At 41.7% G+C, this 22,315-nt stretch carries 13 protein-coding genes, 2 tRNA genes and 3 rRNA genes; 6 read left to right on the forward strand and 12 right to left on the reverse strand.

Annotated features, from left to right (window positions below):
- Positions 1 to 321: 321 nt before the first annotated feature.
- Entirely contained in the window at positions 322 to 2,175 is a 1,854-nt protein-coding gene (locus tag A3217_RS04565; RefSeq protein ID WP_066388496.1) for a FapA family protein, read from the reverse strand.
- Between the two features lie 73 nt (positions 2,176 to 2,248).
- Between A3217_RS04565 and murJ the strand changes: the two genes are divergently transcribed.
- The 3 genes from murJ (at position 2,249) to A3217_RS04580 (ending at position 6,074) form a co-directional block, all read left to right on the forward strand.
- Entirely contained in the window at positions 2,249 to 3,700 is a 1,452-nt protein-coding gene (murJ, locus tag A3217_RS04570) for a murein biosynthesis integral membrane protein MurJ (protein ID WP_066388498.1), read from the forward strand.
- Positions 3,701 to 3,718: 18 nt separating this feature from the next.
- Complete coding sequence (cysS, locus tag A3217_RS04575; protein ID WP_066389730.1) at positions 3,719 to 5,197, forward strand: cysteine--tRNA ligase; 1,479 nt, start codon at positions 3,719 to 3,721, stop codon at positions 5,195 to 5,197.
- Between the two features lie 277 nt (positions 5,198 to 5,474).
- Positions 5,475 to 6,074 (forward strand): methylated-DNA--[protein]-cysteine S-methyltransferase, encoded by a 600-nt coding sequence (locus A3217_RS04580; RefSeq protein ID WP_066388499.1) that lies wholly within the window; start codon positions 5,475 to 5,477, stop codon positions 6,072 to 6,074.
- Here A3217_RS04580 and A3217_RS04585 read toward each other — a convergent pair.
- The 11 genes from A3217_RS04585 to A3217_RS04635 form a co-directional block, all read right to left on the reverse strand.
- Positions 6,071 to 6,511 carry a hypothetical protein gene (locus A3217_RS04585; RefSeq protein ID WP_231860198.1) on the reverse strand — a complete coding sequence of 147 codons (441 nt, stop codon included), beginning with the start codon at positions 6,509 to 6,511 and terminating at the stop codon, positions 6,071 to 6,073. The genes A3217_RS04580 and A3217_RS04585 overlap by 4 nt on opposite strands.
- Before the next feature lie 97 nt (positions 6,512 to 6,608).
- Entirely contained in the window at positions 6,609 to 6,986 is a 378-nt protein-coding gene (locus A3217_RS04590; RefSeq protein ID WP_066388503.1) for a hypothetical protein, read from the reverse strand.
- 545 nt (positions 6,987 to 7,531) lie between these two features.
- A 5S ribosomal RNA gene (rrf, locus tag A3217_RS04595) occupies positions 7,532 to 7,647 on the reverse strand.
- Between the two features lie 372 nt (positions 7,648 to 8,019).
- Positions 8,020 to 10,900 (reverse strand): 23S ribosomal RNA (locus A3217_RS04600).
- A gap of 327 nt (positions 10,901 to 11,227) precedes the next feature.
- Positions 11,228 to 11,303: transfer RNA gene (locus tag A3217_RS04605), tRNA-Ala, on the reverse strand.
- A 141-nt stretch (positions 11,304 to 11,444) separates the two neighbouring features.
- Positions 11,445 to 11,521, reverse strand: a tRNA-Ile gene (locus tag A3217_RS04610).
- A 518-nt stretch (positions 11,522 to 12,039) separates the two neighbouring features.
- Positions 12,040 to 13,538 (reverse strand): 16S ribosomal RNA (locus A3217_RS04615).
- The 16S, 23S and 5S rRNA genes sit together here with 2 tRNA genes alongside, the layout of an rRNA operon.
- Before the next feature lie 670 nt (positions 13,539 to 14,208).
- Positions 14,209 to 15,129: an FkbM family methyltransferase gene (locus A3217_RS04620; protein WP_082807967.1), complete on the reverse strand. Its 921-nt coding sequence runs from the start codon at positions 15,127 to 15,129 to the stop codon at positions 14,209 to 14,211.
- 295 nt (positions 15,130 to 15,424) lie between these two features.
- Positions 15,425 to 16,777: a class II 3-deoxy-7-phosphoheptulonate synthase gene (locus A3217_RS04625; RefSeq protein WP_066388506.1), complete on the reverse strand. Its 1,353-nt coding sequence runs from the start codon at positions 16,775 to 16,777 to the stop codon at positions 15,425 to 15,427.
- Positions 16,778 to 16,805: 28 nt separating this feature from the next.
- On the reverse strand, positions 16,806 to 18,371 hold the full coding sequence (gene rny / locus A3217_RS04630; protein ID WP_417935358.1) for a ribonuclease Y: 1,566 nt from the start codon (positions 18,369 to 18,371) through the stop codon (positions 16,806 to 16,808).
- The gene (locus A3217_RS04635; RefSeq protein ID WP_231860199.1) at positions 18,328 to 19,080 is read right to left on the reverse strand and encodes a 5-formyltetrahydrofolate cyclo-ligase; all 753 of its coding nucleotides are present in this window, start codon (positions 19,078 to 19,080) and stop codon (positions 18,328 to 18,330) included. The genes rny and A3217_RS04635 overlap by 44 nt, the downstream gene beginning before the upstream one ends.
- 71 nt (positions 19,081 to 19,151) lie before the next feature.
- Between A3217_RS04635 and A3217_RS04640 the strand changes: the two genes are divergently transcribed.
- The 3 genes from A3217_RS04640 to radA are packed head-to-tail and all read left to right on the forward strand — an operon-like array spanning position 19,152 to position 22,236.
- On the forward strand, positions 19,152 to 19,895 hold the full coding sequence (locus A3217_RS04640; RefSeq protein WP_066388513.1) for a thioredoxin domain-containing protein: 744 nt from the start codon (positions 19,152 to 19,154) through the stop codon (positions 19,893 to 19,895).
- Between the two features lie 21 nt (positions 19,896 to 19,916).
- Positions 19,917 to 20,876, forward strand: a complete 960-nt coding sequence (gene ftsY, locus A3217_RS04645) for a signal recognition particle-docking protein FtsY (RefSeq protein ID WP_066388516.1) — start codon at positions 19,917 to 19,919, stop codon at positions 20,874 to 20,876.
- Between the two features lie 10 nt (positions 20,877 to 20,886).
- Positions 20,887 to 22,236 (forward strand): DNA repair protein RadA, encoded by a 1,350-nt coding sequence (radA, locus tag A3217_RS04650; RefSeq protein WP_066388518.1) that lies wholly within the window; start codon positions 20,887 to 20,889, stop codon positions 22,234 to 22,236.
- The last annotated feature ends 79 nt before the right edge of the window (positions 22,237 to 22,315 follow it).

Here is a 22,315-nt window from a genome sequence, read left to right on the forward strand (position 1 = left end):
AATTTCTGCATCGTCAGCAGATTCTCATCGCTTTCTAAAGTTTTCAAATCCTTGCTAAGCTCTTGAACTTCTGTTTTGATGGATTTCTTGGCATTTTTCAGCACTTCTTTAAAATATCGTAAAATCTAACCCTAAAGTCTCTAGAACTTTTAAGGTTTATGTCAATCTAATGGGCACCACCTTGTATGCCATAACGCCTCTTTTGATTTTTCTCGTATTGTCTTTCAGACAATTTTACACTTGTTTCTTTGAAACTTCAAACATTGCTTTAAGCAAATTCCTTTGCCCTTTGCCAAACTCTAGGAAGTTTTTGAAAACTCCCTAACATCGCTTGAGTTTTAGCTCATCGATACAAATATTGCATTGCTCCTCGTTTTCTAGGCTCATCATATCTCTGCCTTGTGGGAAAAGGTACTCATAAAAGACATCATTATGCCTGTGCCATTTGCCAAAGTTTAGAATCCTTGCACCTTTTAGCGTCTCATCAAGAGCTTTTAGCTCTAAATCGCAGGTTTTTGCGCTTGTTTGTATGGTGTGTATGCGCTCTTTTAAAAACTGCGCGTGGCGGACAATGACGATATATTCTGCCACAGCTTTTGTGATACGCTTATCAATTGGCTCATTGAGGCGCTTTTTTTCTGTCATTATCGCTTTAAGCTGCGTGATGATAGGCTTTGCGCGCTTGATTGTGGCATTATCTTTGCTCAAAAGCTCAAGCAGTCTGTTTATCTTATCTACACAATCTTGCATAAATTTCGTGTTTGCCTCGATTTTTTCCCTATCTTTAAAATACGCGCGTGGTGAAATGTAAAGCTCATTTTCCCCGCCATCAAGAAGTTTAATTTCAAGCAAGTGCGAAAAATACAGCTTTGCATTTGAATGCAGTTTTTCAATCTTAATCTCCTTTGCCCTCACACTTCCACCGCTAAGCTCGCCAATCTCCACACTGCCCGCATCAATGCTACCTAGTTGAGATTGCTTAATCTTAAGAGAATCCGCCCTCACACTTCCTTTGTGAAACTCAATCTCGCAAGTTCGCGCCTCCAAATACGAGCTTTGGTGCGTTTGCCCATGCACTTTTAAATCATTTGCAAAAATCCGACTTTTCTCACCAATGCAACCTATAATATCCACTTCCGCCGCTTCTAAAATCGTGCCTTTACCAAGTGCGTCATCATTTGGGTTTGGTGAGGTGATACTAAGCGCGATACCCTTTTCCCTACCACCGAGCAGATTCCCGGTGCTACGCAAACTCACTTCTTTGAAGTCCTTTTCATCAAGCAGTTTTAACTCATCTTGCAAAAAAGACACATAGCCCAAAACCTGCGCGTGATAAAGCACACTCCCATTTTCGCCATCACTTTTATTAAACGCACCTTGTGGGTATTTGATTTCTGGCATTTTCGCTTCCTGTCCATCGTTGTCGGTTGTGCGTTCTGCTTGTTTGTAATCCCCTAGCAAATCTCGCCCACTTACGCCATTTTGTGGAGGAGTGAGCCTTAGCACTAAGTCATTTGGCGCAACGGCAAAAGAAGCAAATTCCATTGTGGTGTCATTTGCCTTTTCCCATTCTATTTTGGGGTAAAACTCCGCTTGCAAAGGGAGTGAAGGCACATACTCGCTTGCAAAAAGCTCAAAGCTAAATTCCTTGCTAAGTTTAGAATCTTCATTAAGAATATTTTCTTGCTTGAGTGTTTGGATTCCTTTTTTTAGAATCTCCATAATCCGTGCTTTTTTAGCTTTAGATTCTAACTCAATGATGATTTTTTGTAATGCTTGTTGGCGCGCCACCTCCGCATAGAGATTCTCAAAAAATGCTTCATCTTCGTGTATTTCAAGCCCCGCTTTTAGCACGAGATTTGCCCTTGCGTTATGCGCGTGCAATGTGAGCGCAACAAATTGCATTAAATCCTCATTTTTCGCGCCTCGAACGCTAATATCAAAGCTTTGTCGCAAGGAGCATTTACTTTGCAAAACAGAATCCAACTCGCTAGATTCTATTTTTGTAAGCTTTTGTTTAGAATCTGTCCCGTTTATCTCCGCGCGAAAGGTTCTTACTTCCAAAATATCAAAGCTAAGCGCACCAAAAGGCAATACATAGAGATTTGAAATCCTTTCTAAATTTTGCGCTACATCAAAGCATTCCCGTATAATGACGGGGTGAAATTCTTGCATTTGCCCACTCCTTTGCTATAATTACGCGCTAAATTCTAGCTTTTTTACACTTATAAAACTTTAAGGCACTATTTTGATATTTAAAGCATTTTTAACAAACTCTATGGGAATTTTATGCTCGCGCATTTTTGGTTTTATGCGTGATTTGTGTATGGCGTCATTTTTGGGCGCGGGCGTGGCGAGCGATATATTTTTTGTCGCGTTTAAGTTACCAAATCTTTTTCGGCGCATTTTTGCTGAAGGTGCGTTTGTGCAGAGCTTTTTACCGAGCTTTATTGACACGCGCAAAAAGGGCGCATTTAGCGTGATTATTTTTTGCGTGTTTTTTGCGTTTATTTTCTTACTAAGCCTTTGTGTGTGGCAGTTTAGCGGGATTTTTACAAAGGCGCTGGCAAATGGATTTTCAGATTCTCAAATCGAGCTTGCAAAGCCCATTGTGGCAATAAATTTTTGGTATTTAGAGCTTATTTTTTGTGCGACATTTTTTGGCTCGCTGTTGCAGTATAAAAACTGCTTTTGGGTGAGCGCGTATAACACGGCGCTTTTAAATATCTGTATGATTATTGCGCTGTTTGTCGCGCGTGATAGCGAGGATTTACAAGCGGTGTATGTGCTAAGTTATGGCGTTTTGTGCGGTGGCGCAGCGCAGGTGGTGTTGCATTTTTATCCTTTGGTGCAGTTTGGATTTTTTAGGGTGTTTTATGTCGGTGTGCGTGAAATAATGCAAAGCTTTAAGATGCGCAGAAACAATCCAAGCAAGCTAGATTCTATCTTGTGCGATGTGAATAGCTTTTTTAAGCAGTTTTTCCCCGCACTTTTGGGAAGCTCCACCGCACAAATTGCGTCATTTTTAGACACGCTCATCGCCTCGTTTTTAAGCTCTGGGGCAATTAGCTACCTCTATTATGCAAACAGAATCTTTCAGCTCCCACTCGCCATTTTTGCCATTGCGGCTTCTAGCGCCCTTTTTCCCACTATTGCAAAAGCTGTCAAAAATGCGCAAACTTCCCAAGCTCTAAGGCTTATGAAACGCGCTTTTTGGTTACTTTTTATTGTTTTGTTAGTGTGCGTGATTGGCGGGATAATGCTAAGAAATGAGATTATTTGGCTACTTTTTGAGCGCGGAAAGTTTGTGCGCGAGGATACTTTGGAAGTCGCACTTGTATTTGCTGGCTATATGATTGGCTTGCTGCCTTTTGGACTTGCGAGAATCTTTTCACTCTGGCTTTATGCACACAAAATGCAGGGCAAAGCCGCAAAGATTTCCGCCATTTCGCTTTTATGCGGGGTGGGATTTTCACTCCTTTTAATGCGTCCATTTGGCGCAAGTGGGCTAGCGCTCGCATCTTCGCTTGGTGGGGTGCTGTATTTTGCACTTACAATTAGAATCTTTGGGGCAAAAGAGTTTTTAAATATGCTTAAAAATCTTAAAGCTTGGATTTTGCTTGTTATAATTGCGCTTTGTGAAATTGCACTTTTGGGTATTTTTCAAAAATATGAATATGTATTTGGGATTTCTTTGTAGGAGGAAAATGTGTCAGGGATTAAACTTTATAATAGCGCGAAAAAAGAAAAATGCGAGTTTCAAAGTATCAAACCAAAAAAGCTGAGAATGTATGTGTGCGGTCCTACGGCGTATGATTACGCGCATTTGGGACACGCGAGAAGCTCGATTGTGTTTGATTTGTGGCGGAGAGTGTTTTTGGTAAATGGCTATGAAGTGGTGTTTGCAAAAAATTTTACAGATATTGATGATAAGATTATTAAAAAGCTTTTAGATTCTAAGCGCACAGATACGCCATTTAGCTCAATGCAGGAATTGAGCGAGTTTTACATTCAGTCATATTTAGAAGAGATGGATTTACTCAATGTCCTGCGTGCAGATATTGAGCCACGCGCTATGGAAAATCTCGTGCCTATTATCGAAATGATAGAAAAGCTCTTAGCAAGCGGATATGCGTATGAGGGTGCAAATGGCGATGTGTATTTAAGTATCCAAAAAGACCCGCTGTATGGCTCGCTTTCATCGCGTGCAAAAGAGGATTCTCAAAGTTTGCAAAGTCGCATTGAAAACAAAAGCGACAAGATAGAATCAAGGGATTTCGCGCTGTGGAAAGGCTATAAAGGCGAGGAAGATTTGGGCTTTACAAGCAATTTTGGCAAAGGGCGTCCGGGCTGGCATATCGAGTGTAGTGCGATGATTGAAAAGCATTTAGCATATAAAGACGAGATATTTTGCATTGATATTCACGCAGGGGGCGCGGATTTGCTCTTCCCTCATCACGAAAATGAGGCAAGTCAAACGCGTTGCGCGACACAAAAAGAGTTGGCGAAATATTGGCTTCACAATGGCTTTGTAACCATCAATGGCGAAAAAATGAGTAAATCACTTGGTAATAGTTTCTTTCTCAAAGACGCATTGAAAGCTTATCACGGCGAGATTGTGCGGAATTACTTGCTTGGCGTGCATTATCGTTTGAGCTTGAGCTTCAACGAGCTAGATTTGCTAAACTCAAAAAAGCGCCTTGATAAAATCTATCGGCTAAAAAAGCGCCTAAATAGCGAGGAAGCAAGCACACCAAAGGAGGCAAAAGCATTGCAGGAATTTTATCAACAGAATCTGCAAGGTGCGGATTCTGAATTTGTGGGAAGCTTGCTAGAAGCGCTCAATGAGGACTTAAACATTTCAAAAGCTCTAAGCGTGATTGAAGAAATGCTAAATCACACAAACGAACTGCTTGATAAAAATCCAAAGGACAAAGGGCTAAAGGCGCGCACAATGTGCAATCTTAATATTATAAGCGCGCTTTTAGGGGTAGGGGCTTTGCACGCGCAGGAATATTTCCAGCTAGGTGTGAGCGAGGAGAAAAAAGCAACAATAGAAAATCTCATCAACAAACGCGCGCAGGCAAAGGCGCAGAAAGACTATGTGAGCGCGGATTCTCTGCGTGAAGAGCTCAAAAATATGGGCGTTGAGATTATGGATACACCACAAGGCACAAATTGGGAGTATGTGGGATAGAGTGGGGATTCATCCGCGAAGGTGATACAATTTGAGGGCGCAGATTCTTAAATCTAAGATATTTTACTAATGCTTAATATGACAATTTACCTTGTCATTACTTAAGCGCAGGCAAAGAATCTAAAATTGCCAAACCGCATTGTAGAATCTTAGATTCTAATTCCTCTTCTAACTCCTCGTATTCAAGCTCTCCTACGCTTTTTTTCGCATAATTTTTACTTTACTTTTTTTAAGTTGTTGTAAGCTAATATCCTGCTAGATTCAAGGAGGGTGCGGGGTGCTTGATAGGCATTATTATCATTCAGTGCTTGGGAAACTCACGCTTGCAAGCAACGGTGTGGCGCTTGTGGGATTGTGGTTTGAGAGGCAAAAATATTTTGGCGATGTGTTTAAGATTGAGTCGCAGGATTTCAAAACATTGCGCCCTAGCACAGATTTAGAATCTAGCGCAAATCTTGCATTTAACGCGCATAACACGCGCGCAAGCGATACGCATAAGGTACGCAAAAATCGCAGCGCAGAAGTTTTCGCCCAAACTTGCAAATGGCTTGATGAGTATTTTAACGCTAAGATTCCAGACTTTACCCCACCGCTAGCAATCTGCACGACAACATTTCGCCAAAGTGTGTGGGAGATTTTGCTAAATATTCCTTATGGCAAAACAATGACTTATGGGGAAATCGCGCAGATTCTTGCGCACCAAAGGGGTGTGGTAAAAATGTCCGCACGCGCGGTTGGCACGGCTGTGGGGCATAACCCGATTGCGCTTATTATCCCTTGCCATAGGGTAATTGGGAGTAACAACGCGCTTACAGGTTTCACTGCTGGCGTGGATAAAAAAGAGTATCTGCTAAGACTAGAGGGAATTTATTGCTAAATTTTGCTAAAACACCTTTTTAGCTTGTCATAAAGCTTCTTTGCCCTCCTTAGAATCTTAGGGGTGGTAAGATTGCGGACAATAGCGTATTGTGTGAGTTGAGACAAAAAAGTTTCTTGCACCCAAGATTCTAATCCGCAAATTTCATAAGATCTTGCATACCACTTAAGCTGGGCTTTGCTAAGAGTAGCGCCTATAATTTCTTTTGCGAATCTATCGTATTTGCGCTTTTTGAAAACATAGCTTTGCGGATAGGTTAGCGCGATGAAGTTTCCATAGGTTTCAAACTCGCTAAACCCAGAAGCGCCTAAATTTTTATCATCAATGCAATCTAAAATCGCACTCCAAAAAGGCTTGCTGTGTCTTTTTTCTATCATTTCGATAAGCTCGCACATTTTTTGAGAATCTATCATCATATATTCTGCGATAAAGCTCACATTTACGCATTTACGCAAATGCGGTAAAAGGCGAGAAAGAGTCTGAAAATAGGGTTTGTGATATTCGCCCCCAAATCCAAAAAGCACTTTTTCATTTTCAAAAAATTGAAGTTCTCTTAAAGGGATAATATCTGCGTCCCAAATGAGATATGCCCCCCCCCCCGCTAGCTATTTTTGCGCGTGCATAGCCCATTTTAAGAAATTGCTGCAAATACCAGCCTGCCCTTTTGATGTAGGCTTTGTTTCTTGTGTTAATTTTATTTTGAATGCTTTGCAAATTCAAACCCTCGATTAATTTATCCTCATCTAAAAAGGTGATTTTATTACCAAAAGATTTGGAAAGTGTGGGATTAAAATTCTGGTGATTTGTGATAATTACAATGCGCTTGGGATTTATAAAACGGACAATATATTCTAGTGTTAATTTCAGATTCACACTATCAAGCGTTTTTAGCGGCATCACAAGCTCAAACATTCCCACACCTCAATTAAAAATATAAATGTTGATTATATCAAAAACTGCAATGCGCGCGCTTCTGAAAAATTAAAGCCAAATGTAAAAGCCGAGCCTATGTGAGAATCCACGCGCGAACAAATAGAGCCTATTTATTTTATATTAAGAATATATACCGACTCTAAAGCCAATCTGCCCAAGTTTCTATAAATATCCAAGATTCTGTAAGTGAAATTTTGGCTGTCGGTAATGCGAGCCATTTGTTTTTTTTATGAAAGGCACTTTGTTGCTGACGTCTTGCGAGAATCTATCATCACAAAGCGTGAATTGGCATTTAGTAATATTGTGAAAAAAAAGCAAAAATGCAACACTTCTAGCTTAGCAGCCAAACAGTGAAAGACAATCCTAAACGCTTTACTTCTTTTTACTTCCTACTATGGAATCTAACCCCCAGAATCCAAACCCTATTACATTCTATTTTTTTGTTATTCTGTTCTATTTGAAAGATTCTGTTTGTGGTATTCTATTTTCTTGTGTATTGATAGTATATTGTAGAATTTCCCCTATCCCTGCATCGACCTACATTCCCACACTTGCAAAGTGCAGTATCATCAGCGAAGAGAAGCTTAACTGCCAGGTTCGGAATGGAGCTGGGTGTGTCCTCCTCTCTATAAACACAAGGAAAAGGGAAATAAAGATAAATAATAAGTTCGCTTTATGTTTTGCTCTAAAAGAGAAGTGTATTTTGCCTCTATCTATATCTAAACATTCAGGCTAAATATTCGCAACATTTACTTTCCAATCAGATTGATTCTCGCTAGTTTCTGCTAAATCTTTATAAAGCTGCTCATACACTCAAACAATCTCTCTTTAAGATTTAAAGCCTTAGCTACTTCTTTTAGAATCTTAGCAAAGCAAATACAGCACATTTACCCTTATTTCCATTTTCCATTGGGTTTTGTTCTACTTAGTTTCAAGCTAATAGCCTTAAGTTATTAAAAACTCCATACACTCAATAAGGCAGTCTTTTAGGATTTCACTTATTAAAGATTTGACAAATAAGCCAAACGGTCTATTAGTAGTAGTCAGCTGAACATATTACTATGCTTACACATCTACCCTATCAAGCAGCTAGTCTTGCTGCGACCTTCAGGGAGAGTTTATCTTGGAGTTGGCTTCCCGCTTAGATGCTTTCAGCGGTTATCACATCCATGCGTAGCTACAGAGCGATGCTCTTGGCAGAACAACTCTTACACCAGTGGCATGTCCATCCCGGTCCTCTCGTACTAGGGACAGCTCTCCTCAACTCTCCTGCGCCCACGGCAGATAGGGACCGAACTGTCTCACGACGTTCTGAACCCAGCTCGCGTACCGCTTTAAATGGCGAACAGCCATACCCTTGGGACCTGCTCCAGCCCCAGGATGCGATGAGCCGACATCGAGGTGCCAAACCTCCCCGTCGATGTGAGCTCTTGGGGGAGATCAGCCTGTTATCCCCGGGGTACCTTTTATCCTTTGAGCGATGACCCTTCCACACAGAATCACCGGATCACTATGACCGACTTTCGTCTCTGCTCGACTTGTTTGTCTTACAGTCAGGCTGGCTTATGCCATTACACTCTACTTGCGATTTCCAACCGCAATGAGCCAACCTTTGCAAGCCTCCGTTACTTTTTAGGAGGCGACCGCCCCAGTCAAACTACCCACCAGGCATTGTCCTACTTGAGGATAACTCAAGCTAGTTAGCAGACAGAAACATTAAGGGTGGTATCTCAACGATGGCTCCATCTCTACCAGAGTAAAGATTTCAAAGCCTCCCACCTATCCTGCGCATAATGCTCCCATCGGCAGTGCCAAGCTGTAGTAAAGGTCCACGGGGTCTTTCCGTCTTGCCGCGGGTAGGAGGAATTTTCACCTCCACTACAATTTCACTGAATCCCTGGTTGAGACAGCTCCCATCTCGTTACGCCATTCATGCAGGTCGGTATTTAACCGACAAGGAATTTCGCTACCTTAGGACCGTTATAGTTACGGCCGCCGTTTACTCGGGCTTCAATTCAAAGCTTCACCTTGCGGCTGACTAATCCTCTTAACCTTCGAGCACCGGGCAGGCGTCACACCTTATACTTCCTCTTACGAGTTTGCAAAGTGCTGTGTTTTTGGTAAACAGTCGGGAGGGACTCTTTGCTGAGACCACATTGCTGTGGCACACCTTATCGCGAACTTACGGTGCTAGTTTGCAGAGTTCCTTAACCAGAGTTCTTTCACGCGCCTTAGAATACTCATCTCATCTACCTGTGTCGGTTTGCGGTACGGGCAATAGTAGCTAAACTTAGAAACTTTTCTTGGCACGACGGTATCAGTGATTCTCCTTTCCATCCGAAGACTTCAAAGAGCCTTTCAAGTTTCGAATACAGGGGTGGATTTGCCTCTCCCCCAATCTACGCTCTTAGACCAACACTTCCATCAGTTGGCTCACCTAACCCTATGCGTCCTTCCATCGCACACTACTATTGGTATAGGAATATTAACCTATTTTCCATCGCCTACCCCTTTCGGACTCGGCTTAGGACCCGACTAACCCTACGATGACGAGCATCGCGTAGGAAACCTTAGACTTTCGGCGAAGCGGATTCTCACCACTTTTATCGCTACTCATTCCTGCATGCTCACTTCGCATCGCTCCAGCACTTCTTACCGATATACCTTCAACGCAATACGAACGCTCTTCTACCACTGTGCATCAGCACAATCTACAACTTCGGTGTCTATCTTAGCCCCGTTATATTTTCTGCGCAAAATCACTAGACCAGTGAGCTGTTACGCTTTCTTTAAAGGATGGCTGCTTCTAAGCCAACCTCCTGGTTGTCTGAGTAACTTCACATCATTTTCCACTTAGAATAGAACTTTGGGACCTTAGTTGGTAGTCTGGGTTGTTCCCCTTTAGACGATTGATTTTATCACCCACCGCCTGACTCCCAAGATACGGCAATAGGTATTTGAAGTTTGACAGGGGTTGGTACCGCGGTGAGCAGCCCTAGCCCAATCAGAGCTCTACCCCCTATTACTATCACTTGAGGCTATACCTAAATATATTTCGAAGAGAACCAGCTATCACGAAGTTTGTTTGGCCTTTCACCCCTATCCACAGCTCATCCCAACCCGTTTCAATGGGTACGAGTTCAGTCCTCCATAAGCTATTACACTTACTTCAACTTGGCCATGGATAGATCACTTCGCTTCGGGTCTGCAGCATCTGACTAAACGCCCTTTCAGACTCGCTTTCGCTACGGCTTCGCGTTTGCTTAACCTTGCCAGATACCACAACTCGCAGGATCATTATGCAAAAGGCAGTCCATCACCCTGATAAATCATAGGGCTCTGAATGATTGTAGGCAAATGGTTTCAGGTTCTATTTCACTCCGCTCACTGCGGTTCTTTTCACCTTTCCCTCACGGTACTGGTTCGCTATCGGTGTGATAGTAGTATTTAGGGTTGGAGAGTGGTCTCCCCTGCTTCAGCCCGGATTTCACGTGTCCTGGCTTACTCTGGATACTGCTACCTATAAAGAATCTTTCGCATACGGGATTATCACCCTCTATGATATGTCTTTCCAAACACTTCTGCTAGATTCTCTAAGTGGATATTGCAGTCCACAACCCCGAATGCAAGCATTCGGTTTGCCCTATTCCCCGTTCGCTCGCCACTACTAAGAGAATCTCTGTTGATTTCTTTTCCTCTAGCTACTGAGATGTTTCACTTCGCTAGGTTCGCTCCATTAAAGGTAACATATATTACTATATGTTGGGTTGCCCCATTCGGAAATCTACGGATCAAAGCTTCTTGACAGCTCCCCGTAGCTTATCGCAGTCTAGTACGTCCTTCATCGCCTCTATCACCCAAGGCATCCACCATTTGCCCTTAAAAGCTTACTTACCTTTTAGATAAATGAATGTATCCTAAAAGAACTACCTTATTGAATGTATGTTGCACACATAAAATAAGGAGTATATTGTAGTCTTTATTACTTAGGCTATTAACAATAAATTTTCAAATAACACTAGACTTAAAGTCTAATGAGAAGCTTATATTCAAGTTAAGTCTCTCATTAAACTTTAAAAACCAAACAACTTCATATTTAAAGAGTGCAACCTTACATAAAACCTAAGTCTTTGCATAAAGACCTTTTTGTAAAGTATTCAAAACTTTAGCAATAAAAGATTATTAAAGCAAGGTTTGATACAAAGTAAAATAAAAACCTATGGTGGAGAATAGCGGGATCGAACCGCTGACCTCCTGCGTGCAAAGCAGGCGCTCTACCAGCTGAGCTAATTCCCCAAATTTAAGATAAGAAATAAAATTAGTTATTTTTGAATGACATTTGTAGTTGTTATTAGAAATTTTTGAAAGGAGTTGCCTAATAGGCAATGACCGAAAAAATTTCTAATGCTCTGCAAAAGCATCAAAAAGAACAATTTTTGGTGGGCTTAGGAGGACTTGAACCTCCGACCTCACCCTTATCAGGGGTGCGCTCTAACCACCTGAGCTATAAGCCCCTCTAAAATCTAACTTACAGCGATACATCAAGGAATTTCTTGCTCACCACATCGATAGACTTTATGTCTTATCTCCTTATTCGCAAATCATAGCCTCAATCTCTCATCTGCAAGGACTTTTTTTGCAAACTATTCTTTCTCTATACTAGCTCTACACTAGAATTTTAAAATTTTAGCCCTTACTGCTTGGGTAACTCCTAGCAGTTTTTAAAATTTCCCCTCACTACAAAGAAAATTTCCTCTAAAGAAAAATAGAATCGCAATCTTACACTTTATTTGTGTTGGTCTCTTAGATTCTTATAAATCTCAATCACACAGTTAAGTGAGTTCAATCGATTTTTAAGAATCTACCTTGCTTATACACTTTTAACAATCTTTTATCTAAGTTTCAAACACTTTGTATTTTGGTGATCTCTGAAAACTAAGCAAGAATAAAGAAGCTCTAACCTCATAACTCTTTCTCATTGATATTTTAGGTTATGGTTTGGATAAAACGAATTAGCCAAACATATCTCTAGAAAGGAGGTGATCCAACCGCAGGTTCACCTACGGTTACCTTGTTACGACTTCACCCCAGTCGCTGCATCTGCCGTGGGCGGTAGCCAGTTTAGCATTCCGACTTAAGGCAAATACAACTCCCATGGTGTGACGGGCGGTGAGTACAAGACCCGGGAACGTATTCACCGCAACATTGCTGATTTGCGATTACTAGCGATTCCAGCTTCATGTAGTCGAGTTGCAGACTACAATCCGAACTGAGAGATGTTTTAGAGATTGGCTCCAGCTCACACTATTGCATCTCTTTGTACATCCCATTGTAGCACGTGTGTAGCCCTAGGCGTAAGGGCCATGATGACTTGACGTCATCCTCACCTTCCTCCTCCTTACGAAGGCAGTCTCCTTAGAGTGCTCAGCCGAACTGCTAGCAACTAAGGACGAGGGTTGCGCTCGTTGCGGGACTTAACCCAACATCTCACGACACGAGCTGACGACAGCCGTGCAGCACCTGTTTTCAAGCTCCACAAAAGTGGCACTCCACTATCTCTAGCAGATTCTATCAATGTCAAGCCTAGGTAAGGTTCTTCGCGTATCTTCGAATTAAACCACATGCTCCACCGCTTGTGCGGGTCCCCGTCTATTCCTTTGAGTTTTAATCTTGCGACCGTACTCCCCAGGCGGAATGCTTAATGCGTTAGCTGCATTACTGCCAAGTCTAAGCAAGGCAACAACTAGCATTCATCGTTTAGGGCGTGGACTACCAGGGTATCTAATCCTGTTTGCTCCCCACGCTTTCGTGCATGAGCGTCAGTAATGTTCCAGTAGGTCGCCTTCGCAATGAGTATTCCTCTTGATCTCTACGGATTTTACCCCTACACCAAGAATTCCACCTACCTCTCCCACACTCTAGAATAGCAGTTTCAAATGCAGTTCTATGGTTAAGCCTTAGCATTTCACATCTGACTTGCTACCCCGCCTGCGCACTCTTTACGCCCAGTGATTCCGAGTAACGCTTGCACCCTCCGTATTACCGCGGCTGCTGGCACGGAGTTAGCCGGTGCTTATTCGTTAGATACCGTCATTATCTTCTCTAACAAAAGGAGTTTACAATCCTAAAACCTTCATCCTCCACGCGGCGTTGCTGCTTCAGGGTTTCCCCCATTGAGCAATATTCCCTACTGCTGCCTCCCGTAGGAGTCTGGACCGTGTCTCAGTTCCAGTGTGTCCGTTCACCCTCTCAGGCCGGATACCCGTCATAGCCTTGGTGAGCCATTACCTCACCAACAAGCTGATAGGACATAGACCAATCCTTTAGCGAAATTCTTTCCCCCGTAGGGAGTATCTAGTATTAATCACCGTTTCCAGTGGCTATCCCAGACTAAAGGGCATGTTATCTATGTGTTACTCACCCGTGCGCCACTAATCCACTTCTAGCAAGCTAAAAGCTTCATCGTTCGACTTGCATGTATTAGGCACGCCGCCAGCGTTCACTCTGAGCCAGGATCAAACTCTCCATAAAAGCGGGGAGTTTGACAAACTAAATCATTATAGTAAGCAAACTCTCCATAAAAATTTAAAAAGTATTTGAAATTCTTTAAAATTAAACTTAGTTCAATTTATAGAATCTCAATACTCTAAAAAGCAAGCCCAATACTTAGCTTTTAGAATCTTAAATTACAAAAACAACTTCAGATTCTCTTTTTGGATTATTTGTCCTAATCTCTTAGTTTCACTCTTAAATCACAAACTTTTTTGCTTAAAAGCTCAAAGTCATAAAATGAGAATAGATTTACTAAGAAACAAGAATTGAAAAACTTGATAATAAAGTTACTTTCAGTTTTCACTTCTTTATTTCTTGCTTAGATTTCAAAGATCATTACCCAAAATATTAAGGTTATATAACACTTAAACTTTGAAGTAAAAGAACACCAAACGAATTTGGGAAACGCAATACTACAAATGGAAGGCTTAAAATTGGCTTATGGGATATAGAATTTCACAAGAAAAGTGAAAATTTCTTGCCAAAACTTTGGATTCTGTTCTATTGCAATATGTATCAAATCACTGGAACGAATCCTATTTTGCTTCCGTTTCGCCCCTGCTTCGCGTGCAAACACTACCTTTTTAAATTGATAAAATCTTAGCTTCTTTGTCCGTTACTTATAAACTCTTAGATTCTCTCTTGCAAATTAATCCAAAACCTCGCAGTAGAGCGCTGTTTCCGTGCTTACAGAAAAATCAAGTGGCTTGTGGATTTTAAAACTATAACCTAAATCCCAAGATTCTATCATAGGCTTGATCTCAAAGAAATCCGCCCCGTTGTGATAAATACTAATAAGCATCGCTGGCTTTTGAGTTTTTATCGTCTCCATTGCGCCTTTTAAAAATTCCTGCTCAAAGCCCTCAATATCAACCTTTATAAAGCCCACTTCAATATTATTTTCTTTCACATAAGAATCTAATGTGATGATTTCTGCCTCCTCGCTCCTAGATGTTTGTTGCAAAGAGTCATAATCACATAGAGTTGAGCCAGCGCCATTTACATATATGCTTAGAGTTTGTTTTTGAGAGCCCAAACCTTTATTTATAGCCACAACGCGCGTAGCATTATTAAGCTTAAGTGTTTGTAGCAAAAGCTCATAATTTGATTTTGTCGCTTCAAAAGTATAAATCTTTTTATCAGTAAAGTCCTCAAAAATCACCGCGCTATCACCCATAAAGCCACCAACATCGATGATATTTTTTTGTCTAATCTTTTGGAGATTCTTAAAGTTTTCCATATTGTGCCTGTGCCAATGCACACTCACTTCAGTACGCGGGTCAGCAGGAAAGAAATAGCCATTGTAGTAAAAAAGCTTTTGAGATAATTGATAAATATTTGGGAGAAACTCGATATGTAGGCGTCTTTGCGTCTCAATCTCTTCATTTGTAAGCGATGCGCAAATACTACTTTGCTGATTGCGATACGCGTCCCGTTGTCGTGAAAGTATGCGATACACACATTCCTTGCTTTGTGAATCTAGCCCTCTGCAAAGATTCTGTATTTTTGGGCTTTCCAAACCACTTGTTTCTAACTCGTTCAAAACATACTTGAGAATCGAAAATCCCATACCGCCTGCATATAGCAAAAAGGCTTGCTCGCTAGAAGATTTATTCTTATAAACCTTTAGTCCCAAAAGGTAATACTTATAAAGATATATTACCCCCCCCCCATAGTAACGCCACACGGATTAGCAATTCTACAAATTAGTGGCAAAAAGAACATTCTTAGTGTTATTTTTCTTTCATTGCCCCTACTTACTCTTTCAAGTCCAAAAAACCTCATTCTTGCTCCTTTAGTTTTACTTTTAGCCCCGCGATTGTAGCAAAATTCTAAAAAATTACAATACTGCAACCGCTCAGAATCTACCTGCTTTGTTTAATCATATCTGCAATAAGAAATGCCATCTCAATTGCCTGTGTGGCATTAAGGCGTGGGTCGCACTGCGTGCTATAATTACACGCTAAGCCTTCTTCAGTGATTGCCTGCGAGCCACCCACACATTCTGTCACATCTGCACCTGTCATCTCCAGATGCACGCCTCCAGCGACACTTCCATTTGCTTTGTGAATCTCAAAAAAGCTCTTCACTTCATCAAGCACACACGCAAAATCGCGCGTTTTATACCCACTACTCGCTTTAATCGTATTCCCGTGCATAGGATCACAGCTCCAAAGTATCTCGCGCCCTTCACCACGTAGAGAATCTAGCAGTTTTGGAAAATTCTGCTTAATCTTCTCCGCGCCCATACGCACAATGAGATTGAGCCTGCCTGCTTCATTTTGCGGGTTAAGTTTCTCACAGATTCCCATCACCTCCTCTTTTGTGGCTGTTGGTCCGATTTTTACACCTAGCGGATTTTTCACACCCGATAAAAACTCGATATGCGCCTCATCTAACCCCCTTGTGCGCTCGCCAATCCAAAGCATATGCGCCGAGCAGTCATAAAATTCTCCACTTAGAGAATCTTCCCTCGTAAGCGCCTCCTCATAATGCAACACAAGCGCTTCGTGCGAAGTGTAAAAATCCACCTCACGCAAAATCGGGAATTTTTGAGAATCTATCCCACAAGCGCGCATAAAATCAAGTGCTTGCGTGATTCTGTTCGCTAACTCTTCGTATTTTTTTCCAAAGGCATTGTCTTTGACAAAGTTTAGATTCCATTTATGCACCTGATTAAGATCCGCAAAGCCACCTTGCGCAAATGCACGCAAAAGATTGAGCGTTGCGGCACTTTGATTGTATCCTTGCAAAAGTCGCTGTGGCTGGGCTAATCTCGCACTTTTTTCAAACTCCACACCATTAATCAAATCCCCGCGATAGCTTGGCAACTCCACGCCATTAATTGTTTCCGTATCACTTGAACGCGGTTTTGCAAATTGCCCTGCCATTCTACCGATTTTGACAATCGGCAAACTCGCACCGTAGGTAAGAATCGCGCCCATTTGGATAATGACTTTGAACAAATCACGGATATTCACCGCATTAAATTGCAAAAAACTCTCCGCACAATCCCCACCTTGCAAAACAAACGCTTTTCCAGCACACGCCTTTGCAAGCTGGGATTTTAACGCGCGCGCCTCACCTGCAAATACAAGTGGCGGGTAACTTGAAAGCGTTTTTTCCACTTCTTCTAGCTCTTTTGTATTTTCATACACAGGGTGCTGTTTGATTGCCTTTTTACGCCAAGATTGCTTACTCCATTTATTTTGCGACATTTTTCCTCCTTAAAGATTCTGGTTTAGATTATTTAGCATATTCAATCGCACGCATCTCACGGATAACGCTCACCTTGATTTCACCCGGATATTGTAAAGTTTCTTTTATTTCCTTGGCAATTTCGCGCGCAAGCACTACGCTTTCTTCATCACTCACCAAATCCGCACGCACAATAACACGCACTTCCCTACCCGCGCTTATAGCATATGCTTGCTTCACGCCAAATTTATCCATAGCGATTCGCTCAAGCTCTTGCACGCGCTTTAAAAAGCTCTCCAAAACCTCGCGTCTAGCTCCCGGACGCGCAGCTGAAAGCACATCAGCGGTGCAAACTGCCGCGCACTCTATGCTTTTCACCTCTTCATATCCGTGATGAGCAAGTATAGCATTAATCACCACAGGGTGTTCTTTGTAGCGCGAGCACACTTCCACGCCCAGCTCGACATGATTTCCCCCGACTTCTTGCGTCAAAGCTTTTCCTATATCGTGCAAGATTCCCGCTCTGCGCGCAAGTTTTTCATCGCCTCCTAGCTCACCTGCGATGATTGCTGCAAGATTTGCCACCTCGATAGAATGCCCTAGCGCATTTTGCCCATAGCTCGCGCGGTATTTCATTTTGCCAAGCAGTTTTTTAAGCTCTGGGTGCATATAACCTAGCCCCATATCTAGCACGATATTTTCGCCATCTTGCAGGATTTGCTCCTCCATTTGCACCTTTGTTTTCTCATATACTTCTTCAATGCGAGAGGGCTGAATCCTTCCATCTTCAATAAGTGTCTCTAGTGTTTTGAGTGCAATTGCGCGCCGATAGAGATTAAAGCTACTCACAATAATCGTATTCGGCGTATCATCGATAATTATATCCACGCCACTTATCATTTCAAGCGCTTTGATATTGCGCCCCTCCTTGCCTATAATACGACCCTTTAATTCATCGCTTGGCAGAGTTAGCACGTTAATCAAGCGCTCCGTGGCAAACTCGCCCGCATAACGCGTGGTGGCTTGTGCTAGGATATAATGCGCTTTTCTTTGCGCTTCTTGCCTTGCTTCAAACTCGTAGCGCCGTATCATATGTGCTTTTTCATCTGCAAGCTCTTCATCAAGGTAGCCCAAAAGCATATCCTTTGCCTCTTTTGTGGTAATGCCAGATTGATTGCTAAGCACTTTAAGTGCTTCTTTTCTCGCAGATTCATACTGCTGACGCACTTTTTTGTTTTCAGAATCCACATTCAAGATTCTATTTTCCAAGCGACTAAGGCGCTGGCGCTCATCGTTAATATTTTGCCTCTCGCGCTCAATACTTGCCCTTAGTCTTTCCTCATCTTTTTCTAGCGCGCAAAGCCTTTGCTCATATTCCCTGTTAAGGCTATTTTGTCTCTCCTCATACTCTTGCTTGAGTGCGATTTCTTGCTCTTTGCGTTTGATTTTTGTTTCATTTAAAAACTTTTCCGCCTCATATTCTATGGCTTTAGCGCGTGCCTTAGCCTGCTCTAAGAGAATATTTGTATTTGAGTTAAAAATCTTTTTTGCGACAAAATAAGTGATGACACTAGTGAAAATTCCAAAGGTTATACACCCTATCACTTCTAATATTATTACCATACTGCGCCCTTTTACACCACATAACCGCGCTCACAAAATAATCCCCCCTCAAATCATAGGACTGGCTGAGAATCCGTGTACTGACACAAGGAATGCGACTTACAAAAATGATAGGAATTTGTTTCTTTCTTGTATATTTTTTTGTTGCAAATGCTCTATCATACATTCCCTTGCCAAAACCTACACGCCCAAAGCTTCTATCAATGCCAAGAACCGGAACTACGGCTATATGAATTTTTGTTAAATTAAATTGAGATTTTGTGCTTTCATAAATGCCATACTGATTTTTTTGCAATGGCAATCGGAATGGTAACATTTTAAAGTTTATTCCTTGTATATGAGGGAGAAAAATTTTCTTTTTCTTTGCTCGAAGTGCAAAAATAAGCTTGAATATATCGGCTTCAAATCCAAAGGGTGCGTAAAATAAGATATTTTTACATTTAGAGACATTTTGTAATTTTTTGTCTTTTAAAAAAAATCTGTGCGCTCTGAAATTGCGCGATTTTTGAGAATCTAAGATACTTAAAAGCGTTCTATTAATGTGGCTAGATTGTGTATCAAAGCACGATTTTTGAGAATCTTGTGCTTTTTGCAATGCTTTGCGCGCTTTGGCTCGAAAGGCCTTTTTTGCAGATTCTTTATCTAAAGTATCTAAGCACGCGCAAGAGGTGCGTTTGAAGGGATTTTTCTTCTCAAACAAAATATTCTCCGAAATTTTTTGTATAATCATAACATACGAATTTCTTAAACCCTTTTTGGAGACTTTAGCCTATGACAAGATTTAAAAAAACCTTTTTTGCGCTTTTTTGTGGCTTTTGTATTGCGTGTATTTTTAGCGCGTGTAATGATGAAAAAAAACAATCCAAAAACACAGAATCCAAACGCGATATTTTCACTTATATGCTTTTTGAACTAGATAGCACACCTACCCAGCCAGTGCATTGCCCTCCGGGCGTAATGTGTTGTCCCGGAGTTTATCCGCTTTCAAACAAAATACTTACTATCGAAGTGCTAGATTTTCAAAGTGAAAAGCTTCGCTTTAGCCTAAATGGCGGAAAAAGCATTTTTGCTAAAGAAAAGCCAACGATATTGCTTTTTGTCGCTAAAGATTGTAAAAATTGCCTCAATCAAGCCCCACATATCATCAATCTCGCGCAAAAATATGCTCCTAAAATAAATCTTTTTATCCTTGCTGCGGACACCTGCTATGATTATCTTTTTGAAGCTATTAATTTATATAACACAAAAGAGCCTGCTGTGCTGTATCTTAGCCACAACAACGCGATAAATTTAGAAGAGTTTTTGCAAAAGGATATTTCTGAGGGCTATATCGCGATTTTTGATTCTAATGGGGAAAAAATCATCGATTATGTGGGGCTGACACCTGAAGAGATGATTGAGCTTAGTGTTCGCGATACGTTAGATTCTATGGGAGAAGAATTGCAAGACAATGCTGGCGGAGATTTTGAAACGCAAGAAAACACAGAATCTAGCGAAGTGGATTTAGTGCAATAACCCACACATAAGGCTTATACGATGTTTTCACTCCTTAGCAATACGATGAAAAAAACCACGAGCAATATCACTTCCTTACTCGGTGGCAAGAAAGAAAAAATCTCAAAAGAACAGCTAGAGGAAGTTTTAATTGAATCTGATATGGATTATGATCTTCTTGAAAAGCTTTTAGATTCCCTACCAAGCAACATTTCACGCGAGCAGTTAGAATCTGCATTACTCAATTTACTTACGTTAAAAGAGACGCAACATAACGCGCAAGATTCCCAAAATGATAGCGCGCCAAATGACACAAGCGCGCAAAATACACTTCAAGTAAAACTCATCATCGGCGTAAATGGCGCGGGTAAAACAACCACCATTGCTAAACTTGCGCATTTCTACAAATCACAAGGCAAAAAGGTGCTTTTGGGTGCTGGGGACACATTCCGCGCAGCCGCGATTGAACAAATCAAATCGTGGGGACAAAAGCTAGAAATCCCAGTCATCGCCACGCAGCACGGGCACGATTCTAGCGCGCTTGCCTTTGATGCGATAACACACGCTTGCGCGAAAAAATACGATATGCTCTTGCTTGATACCGCTGGACGCTTGCATACGCAGACAAACCTCACAAATGAGCTTTTGAAAATTATCCGCGTAAGCCAAAAAGCCCTAGATTCTCAAAATACAAACACAAAAATCGCCAAATATCTCGTGCTTGATGGCACACAAGGCAACTCAAGTGTGAATCAAGCAAAATATTTTACCGAGCATTGCGAGTTTCAAATTAGCCAAAATAGCGCGCAAGATGGAATCATCGTCACCAAGCTTGATGGCACAAGCAAGGGTGGAGCAATTTTTAGCGTTGTGAGCGAGCTAAAACTTCCTGTGCTATTTTTGGGCGTTGGCGAGCGCGCGCAAGATCTAGTGCATTTCAACCCAAAAGAATTTGTCAAAACACTGCTAGATTCTATTTTCACCACAGAATCTAAGAGTTAAAAGGGAGTTTATGGCAAAGACAAAAGTGCTTTTTGAATGCCAACACTGCGGATTCCAAAGCTCAAAATGGCTAGGAAAATGCACCAATTGTGGCGCGTGGGAATCTTTTATGGAATTAAAAGATGAACAAATAAAAGTACTTAAATCCCTGCAAAGCACGCAAACACAACTTCAAAAAGCCACACCAATCACAGAGATTCAATCCCAAGATTTACAAAAATTCACTTCCTTTGAAAGTGAGCTTGACATCGTGCTAGGTGGGGGCATTGTGAGCGGTGGGCTGTATCTTATCGGCGGAAGTCCGGGCGTTGGGAAATCTACACTATTGCTTAAAATTAGCGGAAATATCGCTAAAAATGCGCGCAAAAAAGTGCTCTATGTAAGCGGAGAAGAAAGCCCAAGTCAAATAAAACAGCGTGCCAGCAGGCTTGAATGCGTGGATTCTAACCTTTATCTTTTAAACGAAATCAATTTGGAGCAAATCCGTGCAAACCTCTTACAAGAATCTTTTAGTATGTGTGTGATAGATTCTATCCAAACGCTCTATGCGCCCGATATTTCAAGTGCGCCGGGCTCGGTTACGCAGGTGCGCGAGATTACTTTTTCACTTATGCGTTTGGCAAAGGAGCGCAATATCGCAATTTTCATCATCGGGCATATCACCAAAGAAGGCTCAATCGCTGGTCCGCGCGTGTTGGAGCATATGGTTGATTGCGTGCTGTATTTTGAGGGCGATCCAAGCAGGGAGCTTAGAATCTTGCGAGGCTTTAAAAATCGCTTTGGCGCAACAAGTGAAATAGGGATTTTTGAACTCAAAGAAAATGGGCTCATCAGCGCAAAAAACGCCTCAAAGCTCTTTTTCTCACAGCGACAATCACGCGCAGGGAGCGCAATCAGTGTGATTTTGGAGGGCTCAAGGGCACTTGTGATTGAAATACAAGCTTTGGTGAGTGAAAGCAGTTTTGGCAATCCTAAGCGCTCTTGTACGGGCTTTGACACAAATCGTCTCAATATGCTTTTAGCCCTTTTGGAGCGCAAAATGGAAATCCCACTCAATCGCTATGATGTTTTTATCAATGTTACAGGCGGGATTAAGATAAACGAGACGAGTGCGGATTTAGCCGTGATTGCCTCTATCATTTCAAGCTTCCGCAATCGCGCACTAAGCAATAAAACTGCCTTTATTGGCGAAGTGAGCCTCATAGGCGACATACGAGAAACGCACAATATCGACACGCGCTTAAAAGAACTAGAAAGCTATGGCTTTGAAAAAGTCGTGCTTCCCAAAAAACCCACGCAAAAAATGCAAATCAAATGCTTTGAAGCCACAGAAGTCAATCAAATCGTAGAATGGATGTAGCGTAAATCAAGCCTTAAGCTTAAGGATTCTATAATCACAACTTTTTTAAACCAAAAACACCAGCTACAAGGAGTATTGT

Origin of the sequence: Helicobacter himalayensis (assembly GCF_001602095.1) — a bacterium.
In the GTDB taxonomy this organism is placed as follows: domain Bacteria; phylum Campylobacterota; class Campylobacteria; order Campylobacterales; family Helicobacteraceae; genus Helicobacter_F; species Helicobacter_F himalayensis.